The following is a 20391-nucleotide window of genomic DNA, read 5'->3' as shown; positions in this document are numbered from 1 at the left end:
AGTCGTTTATAAAAACTGTTATAGCTCAGTTTGCGGCCCTGACGCCCTTACCCCGACGATGAATCGGCTGCACAGACCAAAGTGGCATGATCCCACCACGGATTGTGATTCACCCGGACCGCCAGCACCTTAAAGTGAGCATCTTCTACCTCATCGATTAACGCCTGAAGCGGCTTCAGCGTACGCCAGGGTTGTCCATTTTTCAGTAAATGCTGGCAGACTGGATCGTACGCCGCAATATCCTGAGCATAGCGAGGAGTGCCGCACATAGAACCGATCACAAACCGGCCGCCAGGCTTGAGCAATCTTCTCACCTCTGCAAAGCAGCGAGTCCGGGCGCCATCAATCAGGCAATGTAAACAGCTGCCGTCCATAATGAGTTCAAAAGTAGCGTCTTCGCATTGGTCGATATGACCGACATCACCGACCAGAAAGTGTGCCGGGAGACCGGCTTGTTGAAAGCGCTTTTCCGCCCAGCAAATTGCGGTTGCAGATATATCGATTCCCCACACGGCATATCCCTGCTGCGCAAGATACTGCGCTGCCATTGCGCCATTTCCACACCCCAATTCAAGTACCGCAGCGCCCGGAGGCGGAAGATATTGCGCAGCCTTGAGCCACTGAAAAATGAGCTCCTGTTGTTGTTTTGCCCGCTGATACCCCTCACCTGCCCACGCGATAGCCCCATTTGCTATCAATTGGCGATATTCATGTTCATAGCCGTTCATTATAAAGACGCCTGTATGCCAGCAACAATATCCACAAATTTATACATGATATGGTGATGAAATGAAGTGAACGATTGGCAGGAATGGTTGAATAGTTAGCGACTGCGACTTTTAAATTTTGATGCTTTTTTTAATTCACATTTAATTTGATGCAACGTCAGGCCCGTTGCGGTTGATATTAACGGCAAGCCGACGCCATGGGTACACAACGTTTTTGCCATTTCGACTTTTGCCTGAAAATAGATATCTTTCATAAATAACCTCACGTCAGTTGATGTTATGAAAGATATCGTTCGCTGCTTTTTTAGCCAATAAGCGGCGCTTAAAGCCGGGATAAGTAATTCTAACGGGGGATGAGCAGATGCAATCCGGGGTAGCGTTCCATCCAGCGCTTTGCGATGACGCGTTGCCGGAAAACAGCCAGCTTTTCATGCTCAAATGACGGCGTAGGCCGTAGACGCAGGGCAAACAGATCGTCGAGCCCATAGGGGGCAATCATCTCGATAGCGGTCGTCTCCCCAAGCCTGACCGCCACCGCCGTGGCGGTCTCCGGCCAGAACTGCAGGGCATGCCGCGTTGAGCGATACGGATTGTGACCGTGGCGTTGATGCATTCTGGCCTGGTTCTTCACCGACCAGTTAAATGCCGGCAGGTGCCGATTAAGCTGCGCTTCCAGGGCGTAGTCCTGTTCAGGATCGCGCTGAGCCGCATCGAACCAGACCACATCGACATCCCCGGAGATCGGGCGTTGCCCATATCCATGCAGATGATCCCACACGGCATCTCGCACAAACCCTGCCCCGATCCAGCCGTCAGGCAACTGCAACGCCTGCACGGCGCGGAGCGCCGCCATTCTCAGCGGGTCATCTGCCAATATGCGCTGCACTATCTCCTGATGCGTCATGATTTTCCCTGGTCAAACAATTCGGTTCCACCTGCTGAGAGTAACCTATCGGTATCCTGGCGCCACAATGTCACCGGGCGACCAGCAACACGAAGGGTCTGACAAAATAATACCTTTGCGCCCGAAAATCATTGGCCTTTTATATAGTTAAGTACCTGAGCGATGGTCGAACTGTCTGGATGATTTATCTCGCCCAAATGATCGCCTTCACCGCAGATCAATGGTATTGCATGTTGTCCGGCCAGCTCAGCCATTGAAGCGTAATAAGGATCGCGACTACCTGCCCAGAACATTACCGGGGTATGGCAGGGGAATAAATTAGCATCACCTGCAACAGGTTTGCGTAGTTCGTTAAAAAAGCATCCTGCACTTATTTCATCTTTAGATGACAGCGTTTCCGTGAGTTCTGGCGCGACCTGGCGAGCGTACGACATAAACATTTCAAAAGTGAGTTTGCTGCCGGATATATCGGGAAGCCCTTTTAAGCAATCCCATCCCCCTAATACTACTGAACTTAGCCGCTCCGGATAAGACCTTAACAGTTCCATCGCCAACCACGACCCTGCTGAATAACCTACCAGATGTGCTTTTTCATAACCGAGTTCATCCATCAGTTTCACAACCGCTAATGCCTGATTTTCTCTGCGGTAGAAGTCCTGAATATCAGACTTTTCGCTGGCACCGTGTCCTGCCAAATCCGGACATACGACATTAAAAAAGGGGCTGATGGCCGCGATAAAACCGTTATCGTCCCAACACCGCCCATTCATCAAAAGACCATGAAGCATGATGACTAAGGGGCCTTCCCCTTCGGCACGGTAGAACAACGGTGGCATTCCTGGCACTTCCGACATAGTTGCTCCTGCAAGATTTTATGTGGATGAAAAGCATACATCTCTCAGGTCATCGTACTCAAGATGACCTACCAGATTCAGACTACCTTGCCACCAGCGATCGTTCCTGCCGGGTCTTACTTTTCTACGAGGCCTTTAATTAAGGTTGCAATCATTGAATGACATTGGTAATTGTTATCATTTGCATTAATGAGTTATCTGGTACGGTATACCGGCGTCCAGGGGAACACCACAGGGCCGGAACGACGATACCACCAGCGGAAAAGGAATAATCATCAGATGTATGCCCGTGAGTATCGTGCACCACGTCCGAGTAAGGCGTTGTTTTCTCTTGTTTCTTGTTTGACCTTAATCGTCAGCACGCAAAGTCTGGCGAGGCCGGATATGCAGCCGCTGGGACCGAGTATCGCGGATAAGGGCTCCGCGGTTTACCACTTCAGCGTCAATCAGTTCGATTCTGCCGATGGCTCCCGCCATTATCGGGTCTGGACCGCCGTCCCCAATAAAGCCGCGCCGGCGTCGGGCTACCCGGTGTTGTATATGCTCGACGGCAATGCGGTCATGGACCGGCTGGATGAAGCCCTGCTCCGGCAGCTGGCAGACAAATCACCGCCGGTGATCGTGGCGGTCGGATATCAAACCAACCTTCCCTTTGACCTCAACGCCCGCGCCTACGACTATACGCCAGCAGGCGTACAAAGCGGCAAAACCAGCACCAGCGGCGAGCGCGCGAATCGTAAGAGCGGCGGTAGCAACGATTTCCGCCAGTTACTCGAAACGCGTATTGCCGTGAAGGCAGAACAAGGGCTGAACATCGATCCCCAGCGCCGCGGCCTGTGGGGGCACTCCTTCGGCGGCCTGTTGGTCCTGGATGCCTGGCTGTCGTCCTCCCTGTTTCAGCGGTACTACAGCGCCAGCCCGTCATTGGGCAGAGGCAATGACGCACTGCTGAGCCGTATTACGGCGGTCAATCCGGCACAATACTGCGCAAAACACCTGTCGATCATGGAAGGATCGGCGATGCCGAACGATAACCGTGAAAAGCACCTCGACGGGATACTGACGAAAATTCACGCCTCGCTCACCACGCTGAAAGAGAAAGGCGTCAATACTGCCTACTGGGATTTCCCCGGCCTGGGCCATGGCCCGATGTTCACCGCCTCTTTCCGCAGCGCGCTGGTGGATATCAGCGATGAGAAAATGGTGGGTAGCGCTGGCTGTCAATAATCCAGCAGTTAAATACTGCCCGCAATGTCGCGGGCAGTCATGTCAACGGCGGCGTTCATTCAGCTCTCGCAGAAGCGTATTCTGTTGCCAAACGGATCGTACACCTCGAGGATTTTTCCCCACTCTTGCTGGACGATTTCGGGCCGGCCATAGCCGTATTGTTTAAGATTTAACTCATCCCGGAATAACGCGATGTGATTCATGGGAACAAAAAGCGTGGCCCCCGGGCTGGCATCGCCATGATGTTCGCTCAGATGGAGCTGCAAGCCGTTACGCCTAATGCCCATATACAACGGCAGGTCCGCTTCGAAACGGTGCTCAAACTCCACCGTAAACCCAAGGAAATCAAGGTAAAACTCACGGGCTTTGCGTTCATCAAACATGCGCAAAATAGGAATGCACTTTTCAAACAACACAACCGCGTCGGCGGCCTGAGGGGCTAACGTTGCCGATGCCGTATTCCAGTCCCTAAAGCCCATCTGCTGAGAGACGATTTCGAGAGCGGCTGAGTGGGAAATCGTGACCTCGCGTGACGCCAGCTCAGCGCGTAATTTTGTGGCCATCAGTTTTGCTTGTGCGATAGAAAACATTCTCTCTCCTGTCGTCAGGGCACACCGGTGCTCGCATTACCAGACCCCGATCGTCAAAAAAGATGAATGAAGCAAAACCGGGATAATGACGTGCTTTCACCTTTCCGTGAGGACGCGAGCGGCAGGCAGCACAAGCCTCAGAGGAAATTAGCTGATGGACTGAAATGAAGCAAGTATGCGCGGCTGGCCTTCTGAAAATAAACAGAAGACCAGGATGAATATGGCGGTCAGATCCCGCCGGGCGGTAATACTATTTGTGCAGAGCGATCCCTTTAATCACCTTATCGACCTCTTTTTTGGGGCCACGCAGACCAATTCCCACCAGATCCAGATTATCGCCATCTGCCGCGCGGAATACTTCCCGGTTAGCCTCATCATGGCCGGTGGAAAACATCGCATGAATGTAAGGAATAAGGGTTACGCCCCGCTCAAGCGCTTTGCGATGCACCGTTTTCAGCTTGTCGAGATTCGCCTCAAATATCAGCATCGGCTGCCCGGACATATTGCCGTAGGTTCGTCCCAGAGAATCAATATAGGGTTGACCCATTATCTCCGGCGCCGCAGATGCGATCCCGGTGGCCAGAAAAGCGACCACATTAAGACGCTGCCAGGTTGGCAAATCGTCGCGCAGAATATAGGCAATCTTGGTATCAAACATGTTTAAAAAGTCCCGTCTGTCATACGAAAAAATATCTTCGCTCAGGGACCGGTGGTCAGTATAGAACGTTTGTGCAGTTGCTCTGGAAGGTGGCCGGCGTGATCCGGTAGGCGCGTTTAAACCAGCGTCCCAAATGGCTCTGATCGGCAAAACCGGTTTGCGAAGCAACCAGCACCGGGGAGAGACCGCTCGCTAACAGCTGGCGGGCAGTACGCAAGCGTAACCGGACAAGATAGGCATGGGGCGATTGACCGAAAGCGGCCTTAAACTGCCTGCTGAGCCGGAAGCGATCGATGCCGCTGATGCGGGTCAATTCATCTAGCCCCGGGTTCCAGGCGAGATGTTCATGCAGATAGTCCCGCACCCGGTTCATCTTCAGCAATGATTCGGTGAGCGCGATGGCCGGTTTCCGTTCAACATGCGGCATAAGGTGCGCCATCAGGCGATCCAGCCCTTCATCACGCGCGAGTCGGCCTTCATTGTTGTGAATGGCGTCAAACGCCTGGGAGATGGCGACGATCAGCTGGCGATCTTCAGTCAGCGTATGGCGAAATGCGGCCTGAACAACCGAGATATCCCCCATTCCGTAGCGGCTCAGGCTATCGGCGACGTAGTTCTGGGGAATATACAGCATGGCATAGGTAAAGCCTGTCGGCTGTGCCGCATAACCGTCATGCACGGCACCTGGCTCAATCAGAATGGCTTTGCCGGGGGTACTGGTGTGGACGGCCCGATGGCAACTGAATCTTTGCGACCCCTGCAGCGTCACCCCCAGAAGCAGTTCTTCGTGATCGTGGTCATCGTACGCATGCCCTTTGAAATGGGCGTTGACGCTCTCGATCCCGGTCTCCGAATCGCGACGAAAATCTATCCAGTCGCCAGACATCGGGGATTCAGCTATTCCTGACATATTTACTCTCAGACCCATTCATCGAAACCATTACCTGAATAGTATACATTTTAAGGTATAAAGAGATTACCCGAGTAATTGTGTCAGACAGGCCAGCGTCACCGCCTCGCCAGAATCGGGTATACTGGTCCTCTTTCACTTCGGTCCATATTTTCCGCCCTATGATTCTCAATCGCTTCTGTTATCTTCTGCTGGGCCTCGCGGCGGCTGGCAGCCTGTTCCTGCCTCACCCGCTGATCATGTGGTTCCTGCTGGTCAATCTCCTGACGCTGGCGCTCTACGGGATGGATAAAACCGCTGCCCGCAAGGCATGGCGACGCGTCCCTGAAGCCACGCTGCTGGTATTTGGCTTCGTCGGTGGATGGCCTGGCGCAATCGTGGGTCAGCAGTGTTTTCGCCATAAAACCCAAAAGCAGCCCTTTAAAACCTACTTTATGATCAGCGTGATACTGAACATTATCGTGCTGGCGGGCGGATACTGGCTGTATGCCTGGGGCCCCGTTGCGGTCTGATCCCCGACACTCGCTCACGTCCGACGCGGGCGCTGTTCCACCATTAGCACCCGCGTAAAATCATAACAGTCACACAACTGTTATCATAAAAAAGCCCGCTTCTGCCTCTGCAACCCCCTGCTGCTGCCCTTTAAAATTGCGCTGAATCAATTTTCTTGCGGAGTACTGCATGTTCGGTCTTGATGCATTCCACCTTGCGCGAATCCAGTTCGCCTTTACCGTCTCTTTCCACATCATCTTTCCCGCCATCACCATTGGGCTGGCCAGCTATCTGGCGGTGCTGGAAGGATTATGGTTAAAAACCAAAAATCCGGTCTGGCGCTCTCTGTACCACTTCTGGTCGAAGATTTTCGCCGTCAACTTTGGCATGGGCGTGGTGTCCGGCCTCGTGATGGCCTATCAGTTCGGCACCAACTGGAGCGGTTTCTCTGAATTTGCCGGCAGCATTACCGGCCCGCTGCTGACCTATGAAGTCCTGACCGCCTTCTTCCTTGAAGCCGGCTTCCTCGGCGTCATGCTGTTCGGCTGGAACCGGGTCAGCCCCGGAATGCACTTCTTCGCCACCTGCATGGTGGCCCTCGGGACAATCATTTCAACCTTCTGGATCCTCGCCTCTAACAGCTGGATGCAAACCCCGCAGGGCTTCGAGATCGTCAACGGCCAGGTGGTCCCGGTCGACTGGTTTAAAGTTATCTTTAACCCGTCGTTCCCATATCGCCTGCTGCACATGACGGTCGCCGCCTTTCTCAGCAGCGCGCTGTTTGTCGGCGCCTCGGCGGCGTGGCACCTGCTGCGCGGCAATAACATCCCGGCGATCCGCGCGATGTTCTCCATGGCCCTGTGGATGCTGCTTATCGTCGCCCCCATTCAGGCGATGATTGGCGACATGCACGGCCTGAACACCCTGAAGCATCAGCCGGCGAAAATTGCGGCCATCGAAGGCCACTGGGAAAACCGTCCGGGAGAACCCACTCCGTTGCTGCTGTTTGGCCTGCCGGATATGGAGCAGGAACGTACCCGTTACGGCCTGGAAATACCGGCGCTCGGCAGCCTGATCCTGACCCACAGTCTCGATAAACAGGTACCCGCCCTGAAAGAGTTCGCGCCGGAAGATCGCCCGAACTCAACCATCGTCTTCTGGTCATTTCGCCTGATGGCCGGCCTCGGCATGCTGATGATCCTGCTCGGGGTAATGGCGCTGTGGCTGCGCTACCGCCATCGTCTGTACCAGTCCAGGCCGTTCCTGCGCTTCGCGCTCTGGATGGGGCCGTCCGGGCTGATCGCGATTCTGGCCGGCTGGGTCACCACCGAAGTGGGCCGTCAGCCCTGGGTGGTCTATGGCGTACAGCGAACCGCTGACGCCGTCTCCGCTCACGGCGACCTGCATATGACCGTCAGCCTGCTGACCTTTTTCGTGGTCTACAGCGCAGTGTTCGGCGTCGGCTACAGCTATATGTTGCGCCTGATCCGCAAAGGCCCGCAGGCGGTCAATCCGCCGCATTCCGGCACACCGGCTCGCCCGCTCTCCGCCGCAACGGAAGGTTTTCAGCATAAGGAGTCCCACTAATGGGGATCGATTTATCGGTTATCTGGTTTGTGATCATCGTCTTCGCCACCCTGATGTATATCGTGATGGATGGTTTTGACTTAGGGATCGGCATCCTGTTCAGCACCACCCGTGACGGCGAAGACCGTGACGTGATGGTCAATAGCGTCGCCCCGGTCTGGGACGGCAACGAAACCTGGCTGGTGCTCGGTGGCGCCGCGCTGTTCGGGGCATTTCCGCTGGCCTACGCGGTGATTATCGACGCGCTGGCGATCCCGCTGACGCTGATGCTGATTGGCCTGATTTTCCGCGGCGTGGCGTTTGAGTTTCGCTTCCAGGCCACGCCGTCGCACCGCCCGTTCTGGGACTCGGCGTTCCTTGGCGGCTCGCTGCTGGCCACCTTTACCCAGGGCATCGTTGTTGGGGCGGTGATCAACGGCTTTTCGGTGAGCGGACGCGCCTTCAGCGGCGGGATGTTCGACTGGCTGACGCCTTTTACCCTGTTCTGCGGCCTGGGGCTGACGGTGGCCTATGCGCTGCTCGGCGCCACGTGGCTGGTGATGAAAAGCGAGAACCCGCTGCAGGATAAGATGCGTCGCACCTCGCGCGGCCTGCTGCTGGCGTTGCTGACGACGATCGCCATTATCAGCCTGTGGACCCCGCTGGCGCAGCCGGCCATCGCCGCCCGCTGGTTCAGCCTGCCGGATCTGTTCTTCCTGCTGCCCGTTCCTCTGCTGGTGGCGGTCATCGGATTCTGGTTATGGCAAATCCTGGGCAACCGCAATAGCCACGCGCGGCCCTTTATCCTGACCCTCGGGCTGGTGTTCCTTGGCTTCAGCGGCCTGGGGATCAGCATCTGGCCCTATATTATTCCGCCCAATATTACGCTGTGGCAGGCCGCCGCTCCGCCGCAGAGCCAGGGCTTTATGCTGGTGGGCGCCCTGCTTATTATCCCGGTGATCCTTGGCTACACCTTCTGGAGTTATTACGTCTTTCGCGGCAAAGTCCAACATGGTGAGGGGTATCATTGATGAATCAATCCAGGCTCAAACAGTTATTGTGGATGGTCGCATTATGGGGAGGAAGCGTACTGGCGCTGGCGGCAATCAGTATGCTTTTTCGACTGCTGATGACGGCGGCGGGACTGAAAGTTTAATCCTGTACGGATAAGACGATTCTGAATAACAGAACCTCCATTTTGTCTCCACATTTTTTTGCTGAAATCTTAAGGCACATAAAAATAAAGGATGTAGTGATGAAAAAAATTGTTTTGTTATCTGCCGCGATGACGTTTGCGCTCTCTTCTTTTGCGTTTGCGGCCGATAACCCGCCACCACCGCCGGGAAACGCAGCTAACAGTCAGCACCATGACGGTAAGCAACCGCAAAAAGACGGCCAGCACAACGGCAAGCAGCCGCAAAAAGGTGGTCAGCACGACGGCAAACAGCCACCAAAAGATGGCCAGCATAACGGCAAGCAACCGTCAAAAAACAACCAGCACAACGGCAAGCAGCCACCGAAAGACGGTGGTCAGCATAACGGCAAACCGTTACCGCCGAAAAAATAACGGCCTCCGCCCGGCGATTGATACCGCCGGGCTTTTTTTCGCCTTTCGTCAGGACAACCTGACACAATCTTTGCCCTTCTTTGATAACGCCACAATAAAGCTCAAAAAATCAGAGGCATAGTAGCCTCACTCACCTGCCACTGGTACAGGATATGCTTAAGAGATGCGTTTCGACGTTGGTACTGATGTGCGCGTTATTTTCCGGCCACCTGCTGGCCCGGCAACAGGGACACGAATACTTTCCGGTGCAGAGCCTCGAACAGCAATTGCTACACGAGGCCGATAGTGATGAGTTGCGCAGCCAGTGTGACGAGGCCGCCGCCGACCTCCGTGAACGTCACCACTGGCAGAACGCGCGAAAGCCGCAAACGTTCTTTCGCCAGTAGCGATCGTCGGCGATCAGGCGCCTTTGCGCTTAGGTAAGGTCTTCAGCAGTTCATCCGGACTGACGGAGGCCACAATGCTTCCCGGCAGCGGCATCTTCAGGATGTGGTTTTTCATCTTGCCGATCACGTGCATTTCGCAAGGACGGCAGTCAAATTTCAGCGTCAGTACTTCATCGCCATGAATTAACTGCATCGGCGTGGCTTTCCAGCTCTTAATCGAACCTTTCGCCTGTTTCGGGCACAGATTGAAGGCGAAACGCAGGCAGTGCTTGGTGATCATCACCGGCACGTCGCCCTTCTCTTCATGCGCTTCATAGGCCGCATCGATCAGCTTCACGCCGTAGCGCTGATAGAATTCACGCGCTTTATGGTTATAGACGTTGGCAAGGAACGACAGATGAGTCTCAGGGTACACCGGCGGCGGCACGCAAACCGCTTTACGCTGGCCACGCGGAGCGGCGTTGAGACGCGCTTCGTCGAGCAATTCTACCGTTTCCCGGCGCAGTTGGTTCAACAGGCTGTTCGGCACAAACAGCGCACCAGGCAGATTAACCTGCACATCGCGGGCAAAATAGATGGTCTGCCCCAGCTTAGCAATACCGTCGCGCAGGTTCGCCAGCGCTTTGTCGGCCTGAGTCGCCTCGGCAAACTCGCCGTCCAGGGTATGGGTCGCGCTGACACCATCCTCACAGGTCATGGTCAGCACCAGCTGCTCCTGCCAGCCGCTGAGGGTAATATCCACCGCAATCCGGCGTTCGCTGGAGGTTTTTTGCAGCGCCTGCTGCCAGTTATGGTCGAGGTTACGGTTCAGCACCTGATGCGGACGCGCTTTATACAGATCTGCCGGCATCTCGTTCGGCCACACGCGGTAGCGATTTTGACCGGTTTTTTCTACCGTATTGGCGCGGAAACCGACGATTTCGCGCTTAATCATTACGTTGAGGCCATCGCCGTTGGTCAGCGCTTCGCTGACTTCAACGTCGAGATGGTCTTTGCCCACTTTCAGCACTTCCCCTACCGGCAGGCCGATAAATTTCGGCGAGTCAAAAGCGCCGATGTCGCCTTTGCGCGCATTGACGAAATAGTCGGTGCTGCCGCGATGGAAGGTCTTATCGGTGGAAGGCACGAAGAAGTGTTCGGTACGCCCGGCGGACGAGCGCACCAGGTCACCGCGATCTTCAATAATGGCATCGAGCATTTGGCGATAGTGCGCGGTGATATTTTTTACGTAGCTCATATCTTTGTAGCGCCCTTCAATTTTGAAGGAGCGTACGCCGGCGTCAATCAGCTGCGCCAGGTTGGCCGTCTGGTCGTTATCTTTCATCGACAGCAGATGCTTTTCATAGGCCACCACTCGTCCCTGATCGTCTTTCAGGGTGTAAGGCAAACGACAGGCCTGAGAGCAATCGCCGCGGTTGGCGCTGCGCCCGGTCTGCGCGTGCGAGATGTTGCACTGGCCGGAATAAGCCACGCACAACGCGCCGTGAATAAAGAACTCGATGGTCGCATCGGTGTTGTCGTAAATCGCTTTGATCTGCTGCAGATTCAGCTCGCGCGCCAGCACGATCTGGCTGAATCCCACGTCGGAGAGAAACTTCGCTTTCTCCACGCTGCGGATATCGCACTGGGTACTGGCATGAAGCTCAATCGGTGGAATATCCAGCTCCATCACTCCCATATCCTGCACGATCAGCGCATCAACGCCGGTTTCATACAGGTCGGTAATCAGGCGCTGCGCCGGTTCCAGTTCATCATCGTGAAGGATCGTGTTCAGGGTCACAAAGATCTTCGCGCCATAGCGATGGGCGAACGGCACCAGCGCCGCGATATCGCTGAGGCTGTTGCTGGCATTGTGACGCGCGCCGAAGCCTGGCCCGCCGATATAGACCGCGTCCGCACCGTGTAAAATCGCTTCACGGGCGATCCCGACGTCGCGGGCTGGGCTAAGAAGTTCAAGATGATGGTTTTGCAGGCGCATACGCTCGTTGTTATCCGTTATAGGGGGTCGAAATGGCGGCTATTGTAGTCAGAAGTGGCCGGAGACGAAAACATTTTCCACCACCCGCAGTGGGTGAATTTTCACTTCCCGGCAAAGCATTGAAGAAAAAGGTATTTCCCTCTCAAAACGACCGGCGTTACTCTCATCACGTATTCCGGATTTTCCTCGTCACGTTGTGAGTGGTTATTATCGATCGTTTTGATTGGCCGCAGGTTAAACCCCTGCGGCTTTTTCTTTTGGGTAATGGATCAGCGAATGAAAATGAGCGGTTTGCCCGCCGCTGTTGCGGTAGGCATGCGCCAGATCCCCGGCAAACCGACGCCCCTCTCCCGGCGCTAAGACGTGCCATTCGCCCTGCAGACACAGATCCAGCACCCCATCGATCACCACCACGTGTTCAATGACCCCTTTTTCGTGCGGCGTCGATTCACTCAGCGCGCCGGGGGCGAGGGTTATCGAGAAATGGTCAAAACGTAGCTCCGGGTCCCACGGGAAAACCGGGGTCACCACCATCGCCTGCTGCTGCGGGTCAAAGGCTGACGGCGCGGTTGATGCGTCCGCCACAATAAAAGTCGAGAACGGCACATTCAGGCCGGTGGCGATTTTCCACAACGTGGCGACCGTCGGGCTGGACTCATTCCGCTCAATCTGCCCCAGCATCGCTTTCGATACGCCGGTCTCTTCCGCCAACCGCGACAGGCTCCAGCCGCGCTGTTGGCGCAGTGATTTCAGGGTTGTCGCCAGATGTTGCGCAATATTCATTCCACCTCCAGATTATCTCAGGGGAAATTATACGCGCATTGATATGATTCTACAGGGCATTTAATTGCGAAAACCGTTTGCGGTATTCGCGCGGCCCGACGCCAAACTGCTGATTAAATAAACGTGAAAAATAGAGCGCATCGTCATATCCCACCAGTTGGGCGATGTGCGCTATCGTCAGTTGCGCATGCTGCAAAAGCAATGAGGCGCGGTTCATTCGCTGTTTTTCCCGCCACGCGAAAATCGTCATACCGGTCTCCTGGCGGAACAGATGCGCCAACCGGGAAGGCGACAGAAACGCCCGTGCCGCCAGCGTATCGATGGTGATTTTCTCTTCCAGATGCTCATCAAGAAACTGACAGATAGCGATGATCCGCGGGTCAAGCGAGACGCAGTTGCTGCCCGGCTGCAATTTAAAGCAGTGCAGCAGGATCCGCTCCAGGCAATTCACCGCCAGAATGGCATCCAGACGGTCCGACGACGAGTACAGGCGAATAACCTCTTTGAAGTCAGCCTTTAGGCGCTGCAAAAACGCCTCGTCGACGCTTTGCGTTATCCCCACGTCATGCCACTGTCGGTCCCACTTTAGCCAGTCAATCCAGTAAGGCCGGGGCATAAAATAAATCCACAGATGCTGCCAGCTATCGCTCGTAGGCTCGCGGCCATAATGATGAGGGCAGCCCGGAGGAAACAGCAGGACATCGTTGGGGCGACAAATAAAGGTCTCATTATTACGATGCACTACGCCGGCGCCACGGAGCGTAATATTAATGATGTACCCTTTCATGCCCAGCTCTCGCTGGATAAAGGTGTCCAGTTTATTGCCCTGTACGATCGGCGTATAGCCTGCCACCAGCCAGGCGTTAAAGGTAAAACTGCGCATCAGCGGCGAATAGATCACCAGATCATCATCCGCCATTTCGCTATTCATTGTCGGCAACCACATTGCTTTCTAGACCATTCTGCCATTTTGCCTGGTTGAGTGGATGGCGCAACCCCAGGATTGCGCCCGCCGGTTATTGCGCCAGCTTCCCTTGCGAAAGATCTTCAGAGACCTGCTCGTACATCGCGTCCAGCCGGTAGAAATACATGATGACCATGTTGATTAACGCCAGTGCAAAGGGAAAGGCGATAAACAAAAACTCAATCATGGTGATCACCTGCGGTGACTGAACCGCATTGCCGCCGCTGACAAATCCGGCAGCGCCCAGCATCCAGCCAACGCTTGCGCTGCCCAGCCCCATTCCCAGAGTCTGCCCCAGGGTACCCGCGCTAAACAGGATCCCTTCAATCCGCAGGCCGGTTTTCCACTCCCCGTAATCGATGGTATCCGCGAGGAAGGCAAACATCGTCGCACCGATGCCGCAGAAACCGACGCTGCGCACCGCCGTCGCCAGAATGATGTACAGCGAATTGGTTTTATCGAGTAGCGGCAGCAAATAGGCGATGCTGCACACCGTCAGCCCCAGCAACGCCAGGTTACGTTTGCCCAGCCGTCTGATAAGCCACGGAATAATCAGTAGCGTGATCAGGCCCGGGGTGTATTGCGCCAGACTGATCCACGACATCAGAGAGACGTCCTGCAGGATATAGCGTGAGTAGTAGACGCTTACCGTGGAAAGCGCGGTCAGGCTGGTAAAGGTGATCAGCAGATAGAAGAAGATCATCAACCAGTACCGATTGCCGACGATCGAGCGGATCACTTCCCGGGTCTGAATATGGTGGCGGTTTTCCTGATTAACCGGCTTGATGCGTTCGCGGGTCCAGGCGCCGGTGAGCAACAGACACAGGGCAGTGAAGAAGCCAAAAATAGCGAAGACAATGATCCACGCCGTCTGGCCATTGCCCAATGCCGCCACCATCGGCAGCGTAAAGACGCCAACGGTCAACGAACCACAGGTCGACAGCCCCTTACGAAAGACGCTGAGCACCCCACGCTGCCAGGTATCACGGGTGATCAGTGCCAGTAATGAGCCATAGGCAATATTGTTGGCGGTGAAGAAAATATTCGCCAGCAGGTAGGTCACGCAGACATAGATTATTTTGCCATTGTCGCCAATGCCGGGAACCGTCGCCATCAAAAACGCCGATAAGCCAAATGGCACCGCCGTCCACAGCACCCACGGCCGCGCTTTCCCCAGCCGGGTATCGGTTTTATCAATGCGGATCCCGACGAACACGCAGATCACACCGTCCACGACGCGAGCAAAAAACATTAACGAGCCGATCAGGGCGGCCGAGATACCGACGATATCGGTATAAAACCAGGCCAGGAATGTCACCATCATGGTATAGGTCAGGTTGGTGCCGTAATCGCCTAAACCAAATGCCAGCCGTTCACGAAAACCGGGCTGTTCATTGGTCGACTGCGCCTGCGCTATTGATAAGGAACTCATGCTCTGTTCTCCAGAAGAATAATTTGCACATCCCAATCACTTAAGAGAATGTCATCTCCGGCATGAACCGCATCGCCAGTAAAGAGCATTCGCCCGTGAGGCTGATTAAAGGTAACGCGTTGTGGCTCGGCACTATAATTAAAGAAATAGATCAGCTCCTTATTATTCTCATCAACGCCATGACGCATAATAATGGGGAAGGTGATATTGTCGTCCGGTACTGCCGTCGGCAGCGTTTCTTGCAGTATATAGCGCATCATTTCACGTAATACCTCAGTAGATAAATGACAGCCGATATACGCCGCACTACCCTGTTGATAACAGTTAAATGTGGCAGCAGCATATTTATTCCAGTAAGGATGTTCGTAGCGAGCCAGGACTGTCGCATTATCTTCTGGCACCAGTAATTCCATCCAGTCGTCAACGGTAGTATCCAGCCCGGATAACGATAAACACGCTGAGGTCAGGGTCGTGCGATCCGGTTCAACAAATAATTGATAACTCGCCCCGACGGCCGCGGAGATAATGCCTGGCTGCTCGCAGGTCCGCACCTTCATATTTTCATCCGCGAATGCCGATTTAAAGGAGAAGATGGCATGGCCGCCCGTTTTAATATAATCATTAATCTGATGCAGAATCTCATCGCTGACCGTATAAAGCAGCGGGCAGATCAGCATTTCATAGCTGAATATCCGCGGATCGTCGACCGCCAGAATATCCACTTCGATATTCATGCGATACAGCGTGTCATAATAGAGACGGAAAATATCATTATATTGATGCTGGGTGTCCCGGCTAAATTGATGCCCGCGCCAGGGGTGCCAGTCAATCGCCGTAAGACATTCATTACTGACCACCAGGGCGATTCGACTTTTGCGCGCATAGGCCATCACCTGCGGGGCAAAGTCGCGCAGTTCAGCCCCTGTCTGGCACACCTCCTGATAAATCGGATTGGGTTTCAGATCATGGCTCAGAATCCCTTTCCAGTAGGTTTCATACGAATTATGCAGAGAGTGCCAGTGCCAGTACCCCAGCAGGCAGGCGCCGCTGGCGACGTGGCTCCAGGCCTGCAGCCGTAGCTGGCCGGGGAACGGCGTCCAGTCCTTAAATGCCTGAGCCTGAGTTTCCAGCACCATGTAGCGGCGGTCTTTTGTCACCCGCGCGATATCGCCGCTAAAGGCAATTTCGGCGCCCGTCAGGTGAAACTGGCTTGGATGATAAACATCCACGCCGGTAATATCGACCACCGCCGAGGTTTTAAAATGGTCGACTTCTGCGCGGACCCCGTACGACCAGTTGCGCCAGTCAAAATCAAAGTTATGCGTAATAAACTGTCGATCGTTTTTATATTCTCTGACCAGGTCAGCCTGCCAGCTAAGAAAACGCGTCACCAGCGACCGCTGGAACGTTTTAAAGGCGCTCCCGAGGCTGGCGTTGATGGTGCCGTTCATTGACGGGAAATCTTCCCATGCGCCAATGCGGTTACTCCAGTAATCAAGGCCGAAAGCGGCGTTAAGTTCATCAAGATTATTACCAAAGCGTTTCTTTAATGATTGCACAAATTCAATTTGTACATTCTCCGAACAGGTGTCGTAGTATTTTGTTTCATTATCAATTTGAAAACCAATAACGGCCGGATGCTGTGCTGTCGCCTGTAATAACTGACGTATAATCCGCTCGGCATACCATAAATAAGTCGGGTGGGTGATATCCATCTTTTGTCTGTGGCCATACAGATTTTTCCCCTGCGGGGTCGTTGCCATCACTTCAGGATATTTTTTAGCAAGCCAGGCGGGGATCGCATAGGTCGGCGTACCGATAATTACCGCAATATTATTGTGGTACATCGCATCCAGTACCGTGGTTACCGAACTAAAATCGAACTCGCCTTCCCGTGGTTCAAAGGTGCTCCAGGTACTTTCCGCGATACGCACATAGTTAATACCCGCCTCTTTCATTAAGGCAATATCTTCCTGCAATCGCTCTTCCGCTAAATATTCTCGATAATACGCAGCACCATACCAAAATTGATTCATTATTCGCTCCTTTGTGTTACCGGAAACATAACGCAGAATCATCGGGAACGGATGAAATTAGCTGCTAGCAACATAGAGCAATCTGCTATCGCCGTGGGGAGTCGATAGCGATCACATTTTTCAGCGGACCGCATCGGGGTAAGCACAGCTGGCGGAAGACGATTGTGCGTTATAACGGCCAGTGCTACAGTGTGGCGGATGTTATAACGCACAAGAGGTCACTATGCGCTCGTTTTCACTCCCCCTGCCGACGCTGCTCGCCGGTTTTATCGCCGTGCTGGTGGGCTATGCCAGCTCTGCCGCCATTATCTGGCAAGCCGCCGCCGCGGCCGGGGCCAACGCACAGCAGATAGCTGGCTGGATGACGGCGCTGGGGCTGGGCATGGGGGTCAGCACCCTGGCCCTGACCTTGTGGCGCAAAGTGCCGATCCTCACCGCCTGGTCGACGCCCGGCGCGGCGCTGCTGGTCAGCGGATTGCAAGGGGTCACGCTGAACCAGGCGGTTGGCGTCTTTATCTTTGCCAATGCGTTGATTGTGCTGTGCGGGGTCACCGGTCTGTTTGCCCGGCTGATGAAAATCATCCCGCATTCGCTGGCGGCAGCGATGCTGGCAGGGATCCTCCTGCGCTTTGGTCTTCAGGCTTTCGCCACCCTCGAGGGACACCTGCTGCTGTGCGGCGGGATGCTCGCCGCCTGGCTGCTGTGTAAAGCCTGCTACCCGCGCTTCGCGGTGATTGCAGCGCTGCTGGTTGGCGGGGCTATCGCCGGGATCTCCGGTGAGATCGTCGGCGGTCATATCACGCAGTTGTTGGTCATGCCGGAGTATATCGCGCCGCAGTTTACCCCTTCTCTGCTGCTCAGCGTCGGGCTGCCCTTCTTCCTGGTGACTATGGCCTCACAAAACGCCCCCGGTTTTGCCACTATGCAGGCTTCCGGCTATCGGGTGCCGACGTCGGCGCTGATTGTCGCCACCGGCGCGCTGGCGCTGATTCTGTCGCCGTTTGGGGTCTATTCGATCTGTATTGCTGCTATTACCGCGGCCATCTGCCAAAGTCCGGAAGCGCATCCCGATCCGCAGCGGCGCTGGCTGGCTGCGGCGGCGGCGGGCGGTTTTTATCTCCTCGCCGGGCTGTTCGGCGGTTCGATCACTGCGTTGATGGCGGCACTGCCGACGGCATGGATCCAGATGCTTGCCGGGCTGGCGCTGCTCGGCACCATTGGCGGGAGCCTGTTTCAGGCATTGAATCAGGAAAATGAACGGGATGCGGCGGTGGTGACGTTTCTGGTGACCGCCAGCGGCATCACCTTAGCAGGGATTGGTTCGGCCTTCTGGGGGCTGGTGCTGGGGGGATTGAGCTTCGCCCTGCTGTCAACGCTGCGCCGCACGTAGCTGCGACGGCGTCAGGCCCGTGGCGCTCTTCACCCGGTTGCTAAAATGGCTGGCGGAGCTGAACCCACAGGCCATGGCGATCTCGGTCAGCGACTGAGTGCTGCGGCAGATCAGCTCCTGGGCCTTAATCATTCGCCGCTGCATCACATACTGATGCGGCGCCATATTCATCGACTGGCGGAACATGCGCGCGAAGTGATACTCGCTGAGCGCCGCTTCCTGCGCCAGATCCGCCAGGGTGAGCGGTTGATCCAGTTGCTCTTCAATCCGCGCTAGCAGATTACGCAGCACGTGCGGCGCCAGGCCACCGGAGACCGTGGGTAAACGCCACTGCACGTTTGAATAGTGCTGAATCAGGTGAGTCAGCAGCAGCGTGCTGGCGGAGCTTAACATCAGTTGGTTAGCCTGCTGCTGCCAGTCGTAATCGAGCAGGAACTGGCGATAGACAGCGGTAATTTTATCATCCTGGGAGAAGGTCTGTTCCTGCAGGCTGAACGACGCCGGGCTGCGATCCCAGATCTGCTCCCCAACCTTGCGCAGGTGCTCGTCGGTGCAGTAGAGATGGACGAAAGAGAGGTCGCCGCGAATATCCCAGGTGCTCTCCGCCCCTTTTGGCATCAGGCAGAAGCGATCCGGACCGCCACCGTTTTTCCAGCCCTGCGGCGTTTTTTGATAGCTTTCGTAGCCGTCGGCTACGTACAGGCTCAGGGTGTGATGGTTGCTGCGAACGGTCACCGTATCGAGATTGTTATACCACGCCGCCAGCTGGATACCGGAGTTCAGCTCCACCGTTTCCCGCAGGACCGCGTTTTGTCGACGTAATGTTTCGAAAGTCCCGTAAGCCATAGCCTTTACACATCCGATTCCGTAAACCTCTAGTCTATGAAGAGTCGGCGCCGGATACCAGAACTCTCCCGCCCCTGGGCAAAAATAAGCGCAAGAATTTGCAAGTTGCGCCCCGGCAGATGACAGCGCCGACGCTCAACCGGTGACACACTACCCGCTGGCGTATTTACGGGAGAGAGAAGTTGAACGCATTACTGTACGGACTGGTGGTGATTATCTGGGGCACCACGTGGATTGCCATCTTTTTACAACAGGGACCGGTCGCTGCCCCGGTATCCATTTTCTGGCGCTTTGCCGTCGCGAGCGTCACGATGCTGGCGATTCTGCTGGTCACCCGCCGCCTGCGTCCGCTGGCGCTGCGCGATCATCTGTTCTGCGTGCTGCAGGGCTGCTGCGTGTTCTGCTTTAACTTCTGGTGCTTTTACACCGCGGCGGCGCACATCAATACCGGCCTCGAGTCAGTCATTTTTTCCATGGCGGTGCTGTTTAACGCCATTAACGGTTTTATTTTCTTCCGCCAGCAGCCTCCGGCACGCTTCTGGCTCGCCGCCGCTCTCGGTCTCGCCGGGATTGTGACCCTGTTCTGGGACGACCTCCTGAGTAACGGGCTCAACGCCTCGCTGCTGTGGGGTATTGGCCTGAGCGCGTTGGGGACCTACGGCTTTTCGCTGGGTAATATGCTCAGTATGCGCCACCAGCGCCGCGGTCTGGAAACGCTGACCACCAACAGCTGGGCGATGCTGTACGGCACGCTGGTAATGGGCGCCATCGCCCTGCTGCGCGGCGATGATTTTACCCCGCAGTGGACGCTAAGCTATATGGGGGCGCTGCTGTATCTGGCTCTGTTCGGTTCGGTAATTGCGTTTGGTGCGTATTTCACCCTGGTGGGTCGTATCGGCGCCGGCAAGGCCGCCTACAGCACGCTGCTGTTCCCGCTGGTGGCCCTGACCATCTCGACCTTTTACGAAGGCTATGTCTGGCACAGTAACGCAGTTGTCGGCCTGGCGCTGATTCTGGTGGGTAACCTGGTGATGTTTGCCCGCCCCGAGCAGTGGTTCCTGCGCCGCAGGCTGGCGTAAC

Annotated in this window: 22 protein-coding genes; 9 read left to right on the top strand and 13 right to left on the bottom strand. The window is 55.3% G+C overall.

The genetic code is table 11. From position 1 onward, the window contains the following. Positions 1 to 47: 47 nt before the first annotated feature. The 4 genes from EDF82_RS03350 to EDF82_RS03340 all read right to left on the bottom strand — a co-directional run bounded on the left by EDF82_RS03350 (position 48) and on the right by EDF82_RS03340 (position 2486). Entirely contained in the window at positions 48 to 728 is a 681-nt protein-coding gene (locus EDF82_RS03350; RefSeq protein ID WP_123754187.1) for a class I SAM-dependent methyltransferase, read from the bottom strand. A gap of 95 nt (positions 729 to 823) precedes the next feature. Continuing rightward, complete coding sequence (locus EDF82_RS25205) at positions 824 to 982, bottom strand: hypothetical protein (protein WP_158613262.1); 159 nt, start codon at positions 980 to 982, stop codon at positions 824 to 826. Positions 983 to 1071: 89 nt separating this feature from the next. Beyond that, positions 1072 to 1632 (bottom strand): nucleotidyltransferase family protein, encoded by a 561-nt coding sequence (locus tag EDF82_RS03345; protein ID WP_123754186.1) that lies wholly within the window; start codon positions 1630 to 1632, stop codon positions 1072 to 1074. Positions 1633 to 1760: 128 nt separating this feature from the next. Further along, positions 1761 to 2486: an alpha/beta fold hydrolase gene (locus EDF82_RS03340; RefSeq protein WP_123754185.1), complete on the bottom strand. Its 726-nt coding sequence runs from the start codon at positions 2484 to 2486 to the stop codon at positions 1761 to 1763. Between the two features lie 279 nt (positions 2487 to 2765). On the opposite strand from EDF82_RS03340, the gene EDF82_RS03335 reads away from it, so the two are divergent. Then, positions 2766 to 3713, top strand: a complete 948-nt coding sequence (locus EDF82_RS03335) for an alpha/beta hydrolase (protein ID WP_123754184.1) — start codon at positions 2766 to 2768, stop codon at positions 3711 to 3713. Positions 3714 to 3772: 59 nt separating this feature from the next. Here EDF82_RS03335 and EDF82_RS03330 read toward each other — a convergent pair whose 3' ends face one another. The 3 genes from EDF82_RS03330 to EDF82_RS03320 all read right to left on the bottom strand — a co-directional run bounded on the left by EDF82_RS03330 (position 3773) and on the right by EDF82_RS03320 (position 5871). Next, entirely contained in the window at positions 3773 to 4303 is a 531-nt protein-coding gene (locus tag EDF82_RS03330) for a glyoxalase superfamily protein (protein ID WP_123754183.1), read from the bottom strand. A 250-nt stretch (positions 4304 to 4553) separates the two neighbouring features. Further along, positions 4554 to 4961: a DUF2000 domain-containing protein gene (locus EDF82_RS03325; RefSeq protein ID WP_123754182.1), complete on the bottom strand. Its 408-nt coding sequence runs from the start codon at positions 4959 to 4961 to the stop codon at positions 4554 to 4556. 55 nt (positions 4962 to 5016) lie between these two features. Beyond that, positions 5017 to 5871 carry an AraC family transcriptional regulator gene (locus EDF82_RS03320; protein ID WP_123754181.1) on the bottom strand — a complete coding sequence of 285 codons (855 nt, stop codon included), beginning with the start codon at positions 5869 to 5871 and terminating at the stop codon, positions 5017 to 5019. A gap of 161 nt (positions 5872 to 6032) precedes the next feature. Here EDF82_RS03320 and EDF82_RS03315 point away from each other — a divergent pair, with 161 nt between their 5' ends. From EDF82_RS03315 to EDF82_RS03290, 6 genes are all read left to right on the top strand, one after another. Beyond that, positions 6033 to 6383, top strand: coding sequence for a DUF1294 domain-containing protein (locus EDF82_RS03315; RefSeq protein ID WP_123754180.1), 351 nt, complete (start codon positions 6033 to 6035; stop codon positions 6381 to 6383). Between the two features lie 169 nt (positions 6384 to 6552). Then, positions 6553 to 7950, top strand: coding sequence for a cytochrome ubiquinol oxidase subunit I (locus tag EDF82_RS03310; RefSeq protein WP_123754179.1), 1398 nt, complete (start codon positions 6553 to 6555; stop codon positions 7948 to 7950). Beyond that, positions 7950 to 8960 (top strand): cytochrome d ubiquinol oxidase subunit II, encoded by a 1011-nt coding sequence (gene cydB, locus EDF82_RS03305; protein ID WP_123754178.1) that lies wholly within the window; start codon positions 7950 to 7952, stop codon positions 8958 to 8960. The genes EDF82_RS03310 and cydB overlap by 1 nt, the downstream gene beginning before the upstream one ends. Beyond that, the gene (locus tag EDF82_RS03300; RefSeq protein WP_123754177.1) at positions 8960 to 9085 is read left to right on the top strand and encodes a DUF2474 domain-containing protein; all 126 of its coding nucleotides are present in this window, start codon (positions 8960 to 8962) and stop codon (positions 9083 to 9085) included. Before cydB ends, EDF82_RS03300 begins: the two co-directional genes overlap by 1 nt. A gap of 99 nt (positions 9086 to 9184) precedes the next feature. Beyond that, a complete protein-coding gene (locus EDF82_RS03295; RefSeq protein WP_123754176.1) occupies positions 9185 to 9496 on the top strand; it encodes a hypothetical protein in 312 nt (103 codons plus the stop codon). 152 nt (positions 9497 to 9648) lie between these two features. Further along, complete coding sequence (locus tag EDF82_RS03290; protein ID WP_123754175.1) at positions 9649 to 9882, top strand: DUF2554 family protein; 234 nt, start codon at positions 9649 to 9651, stop codon at positions 9880 to 9882. 13 nt (positions 9883 to 9895) lie between these two features. Here the strand turns inward: EDF82_RS03290 and EDF82_RS03285 are convergent, their stop codons facing one another. From EDF82_RS03285 to EDF82_RS03265, 5 genes are all read right to left on the bottom strand, one after another. Next, positions 9896 to 11860 (bottom strand): U32 family peptidase, encoded by a 1965-nt coding sequence (locus EDF82_RS03285; protein ID WP_123754174.1) that lies wholly within the window; start codon positions 11858 to 11860, stop codon positions 9896 to 9898. Positions 11861 to 12094: 234 nt separating this feature from the next. Continuing rightward, positions 12095 to 12643 carry a helix-turn-helix domain-containing protein gene (locus EDF82_RS03280; RefSeq protein WP_123754173.1) on the bottom strand — a complete coding sequence of 183 codons (549 nt, stop codon included), beginning with the start codon at positions 12641 to 12643 and terminating at the stop codon, positions 12095 to 12097. A gap of 49 nt (positions 12644 to 12692) precedes the next feature. Next, a complete protein-coding gene (araC, locus tag EDF82_RS03275) occupies positions 12693 to 13562 on the bottom strand; it encodes an arabinose operon transcriptional regulator AraC (protein WP_227540097.1) in 870 nt (289 codons plus the stop codon). Positions 13563 to 13659: 97 nt separating this feature from the next. Continuing rightward, entirely contained in the window at positions 13660 to 15039 is a 1380-nt protein-coding gene (locus tag EDF82_RS03270; RefSeq protein WP_123754171.1) for an MFS transporter, read from the bottom strand. Further along, the gene (locus EDF82_RS03265) at positions 15036 to 17075 is read right to left on the bottom strand and encodes a beta-galactosidase (RefSeq protein ID WP_123754170.1); all 2040 of its coding nucleotides are present in this window, start codon (positions 17073 to 17075) and stop codon (positions 15036 to 15038) included. The genes EDF82_RS03270 and EDF82_RS03265 overlap by 4 nt, the downstream gene beginning before the upstream one ends. Positions 17076 to 17298: 223 nt before the next feature. Here EDF82_RS03265 and EDF82_RS03260 point away from each other — a divergent pair, with 223 nt between their 5' ends. Then, positions 17299 to 18465, top strand: coding sequence for a benzoate/H(+) symporter BenE family transporter (locus EDF82_RS03260; RefSeq protein ID WP_123754169.1), 1167 nt, complete (start codon positions 17299 to 17301; stop codon positions 18463 to 18465). Here EDF82_RS03260 and EDF82_RS03255 read toward each other — a convergent pair. Beyond that, positions 18445 to 19311: a helix-turn-helix domain-containing protein gene (locus tag EDF82_RS03255; RefSeq protein WP_123754168.1), complete on the bottom strand. Its 867-nt coding sequence runs from the start codon at positions 19309 to 19311 to the stop codon at positions 18445 to 18447. The genes EDF82_RS03260 and EDF82_RS03255 overlap by 21 nt on opposite strands. 182 nt (positions 19312 to 19493) lie before the next feature. Between EDF82_RS03255 and EDF82_RS03250 the strand changes: the two genes are divergently transcribed. Further along, complete coding sequence (locus EDF82_RS03250) at positions 19494 to 20390, top strand: DMT family transporter (protein ID WP_123754167.1); 897 nt, start codon at positions 19494 to 19496, stop codon at positions 20388 to 20390. Position 20391 lies beyond the last annotated feature (1 nt).

This window comes from Klebsiella sp. BIGb0399 (assembly GCF_003752615.1).
Classification (GTDB): domain Bacteria; phylum Pseudomonadota; class Gammaproteobacteria; order Enterobacterales; family Enterobacteriaceae; genus Klebsiella; species Klebsiella lignicola.
This window is presented reverse-complemented; position numbering and strand designations above follow the sequence as displayed.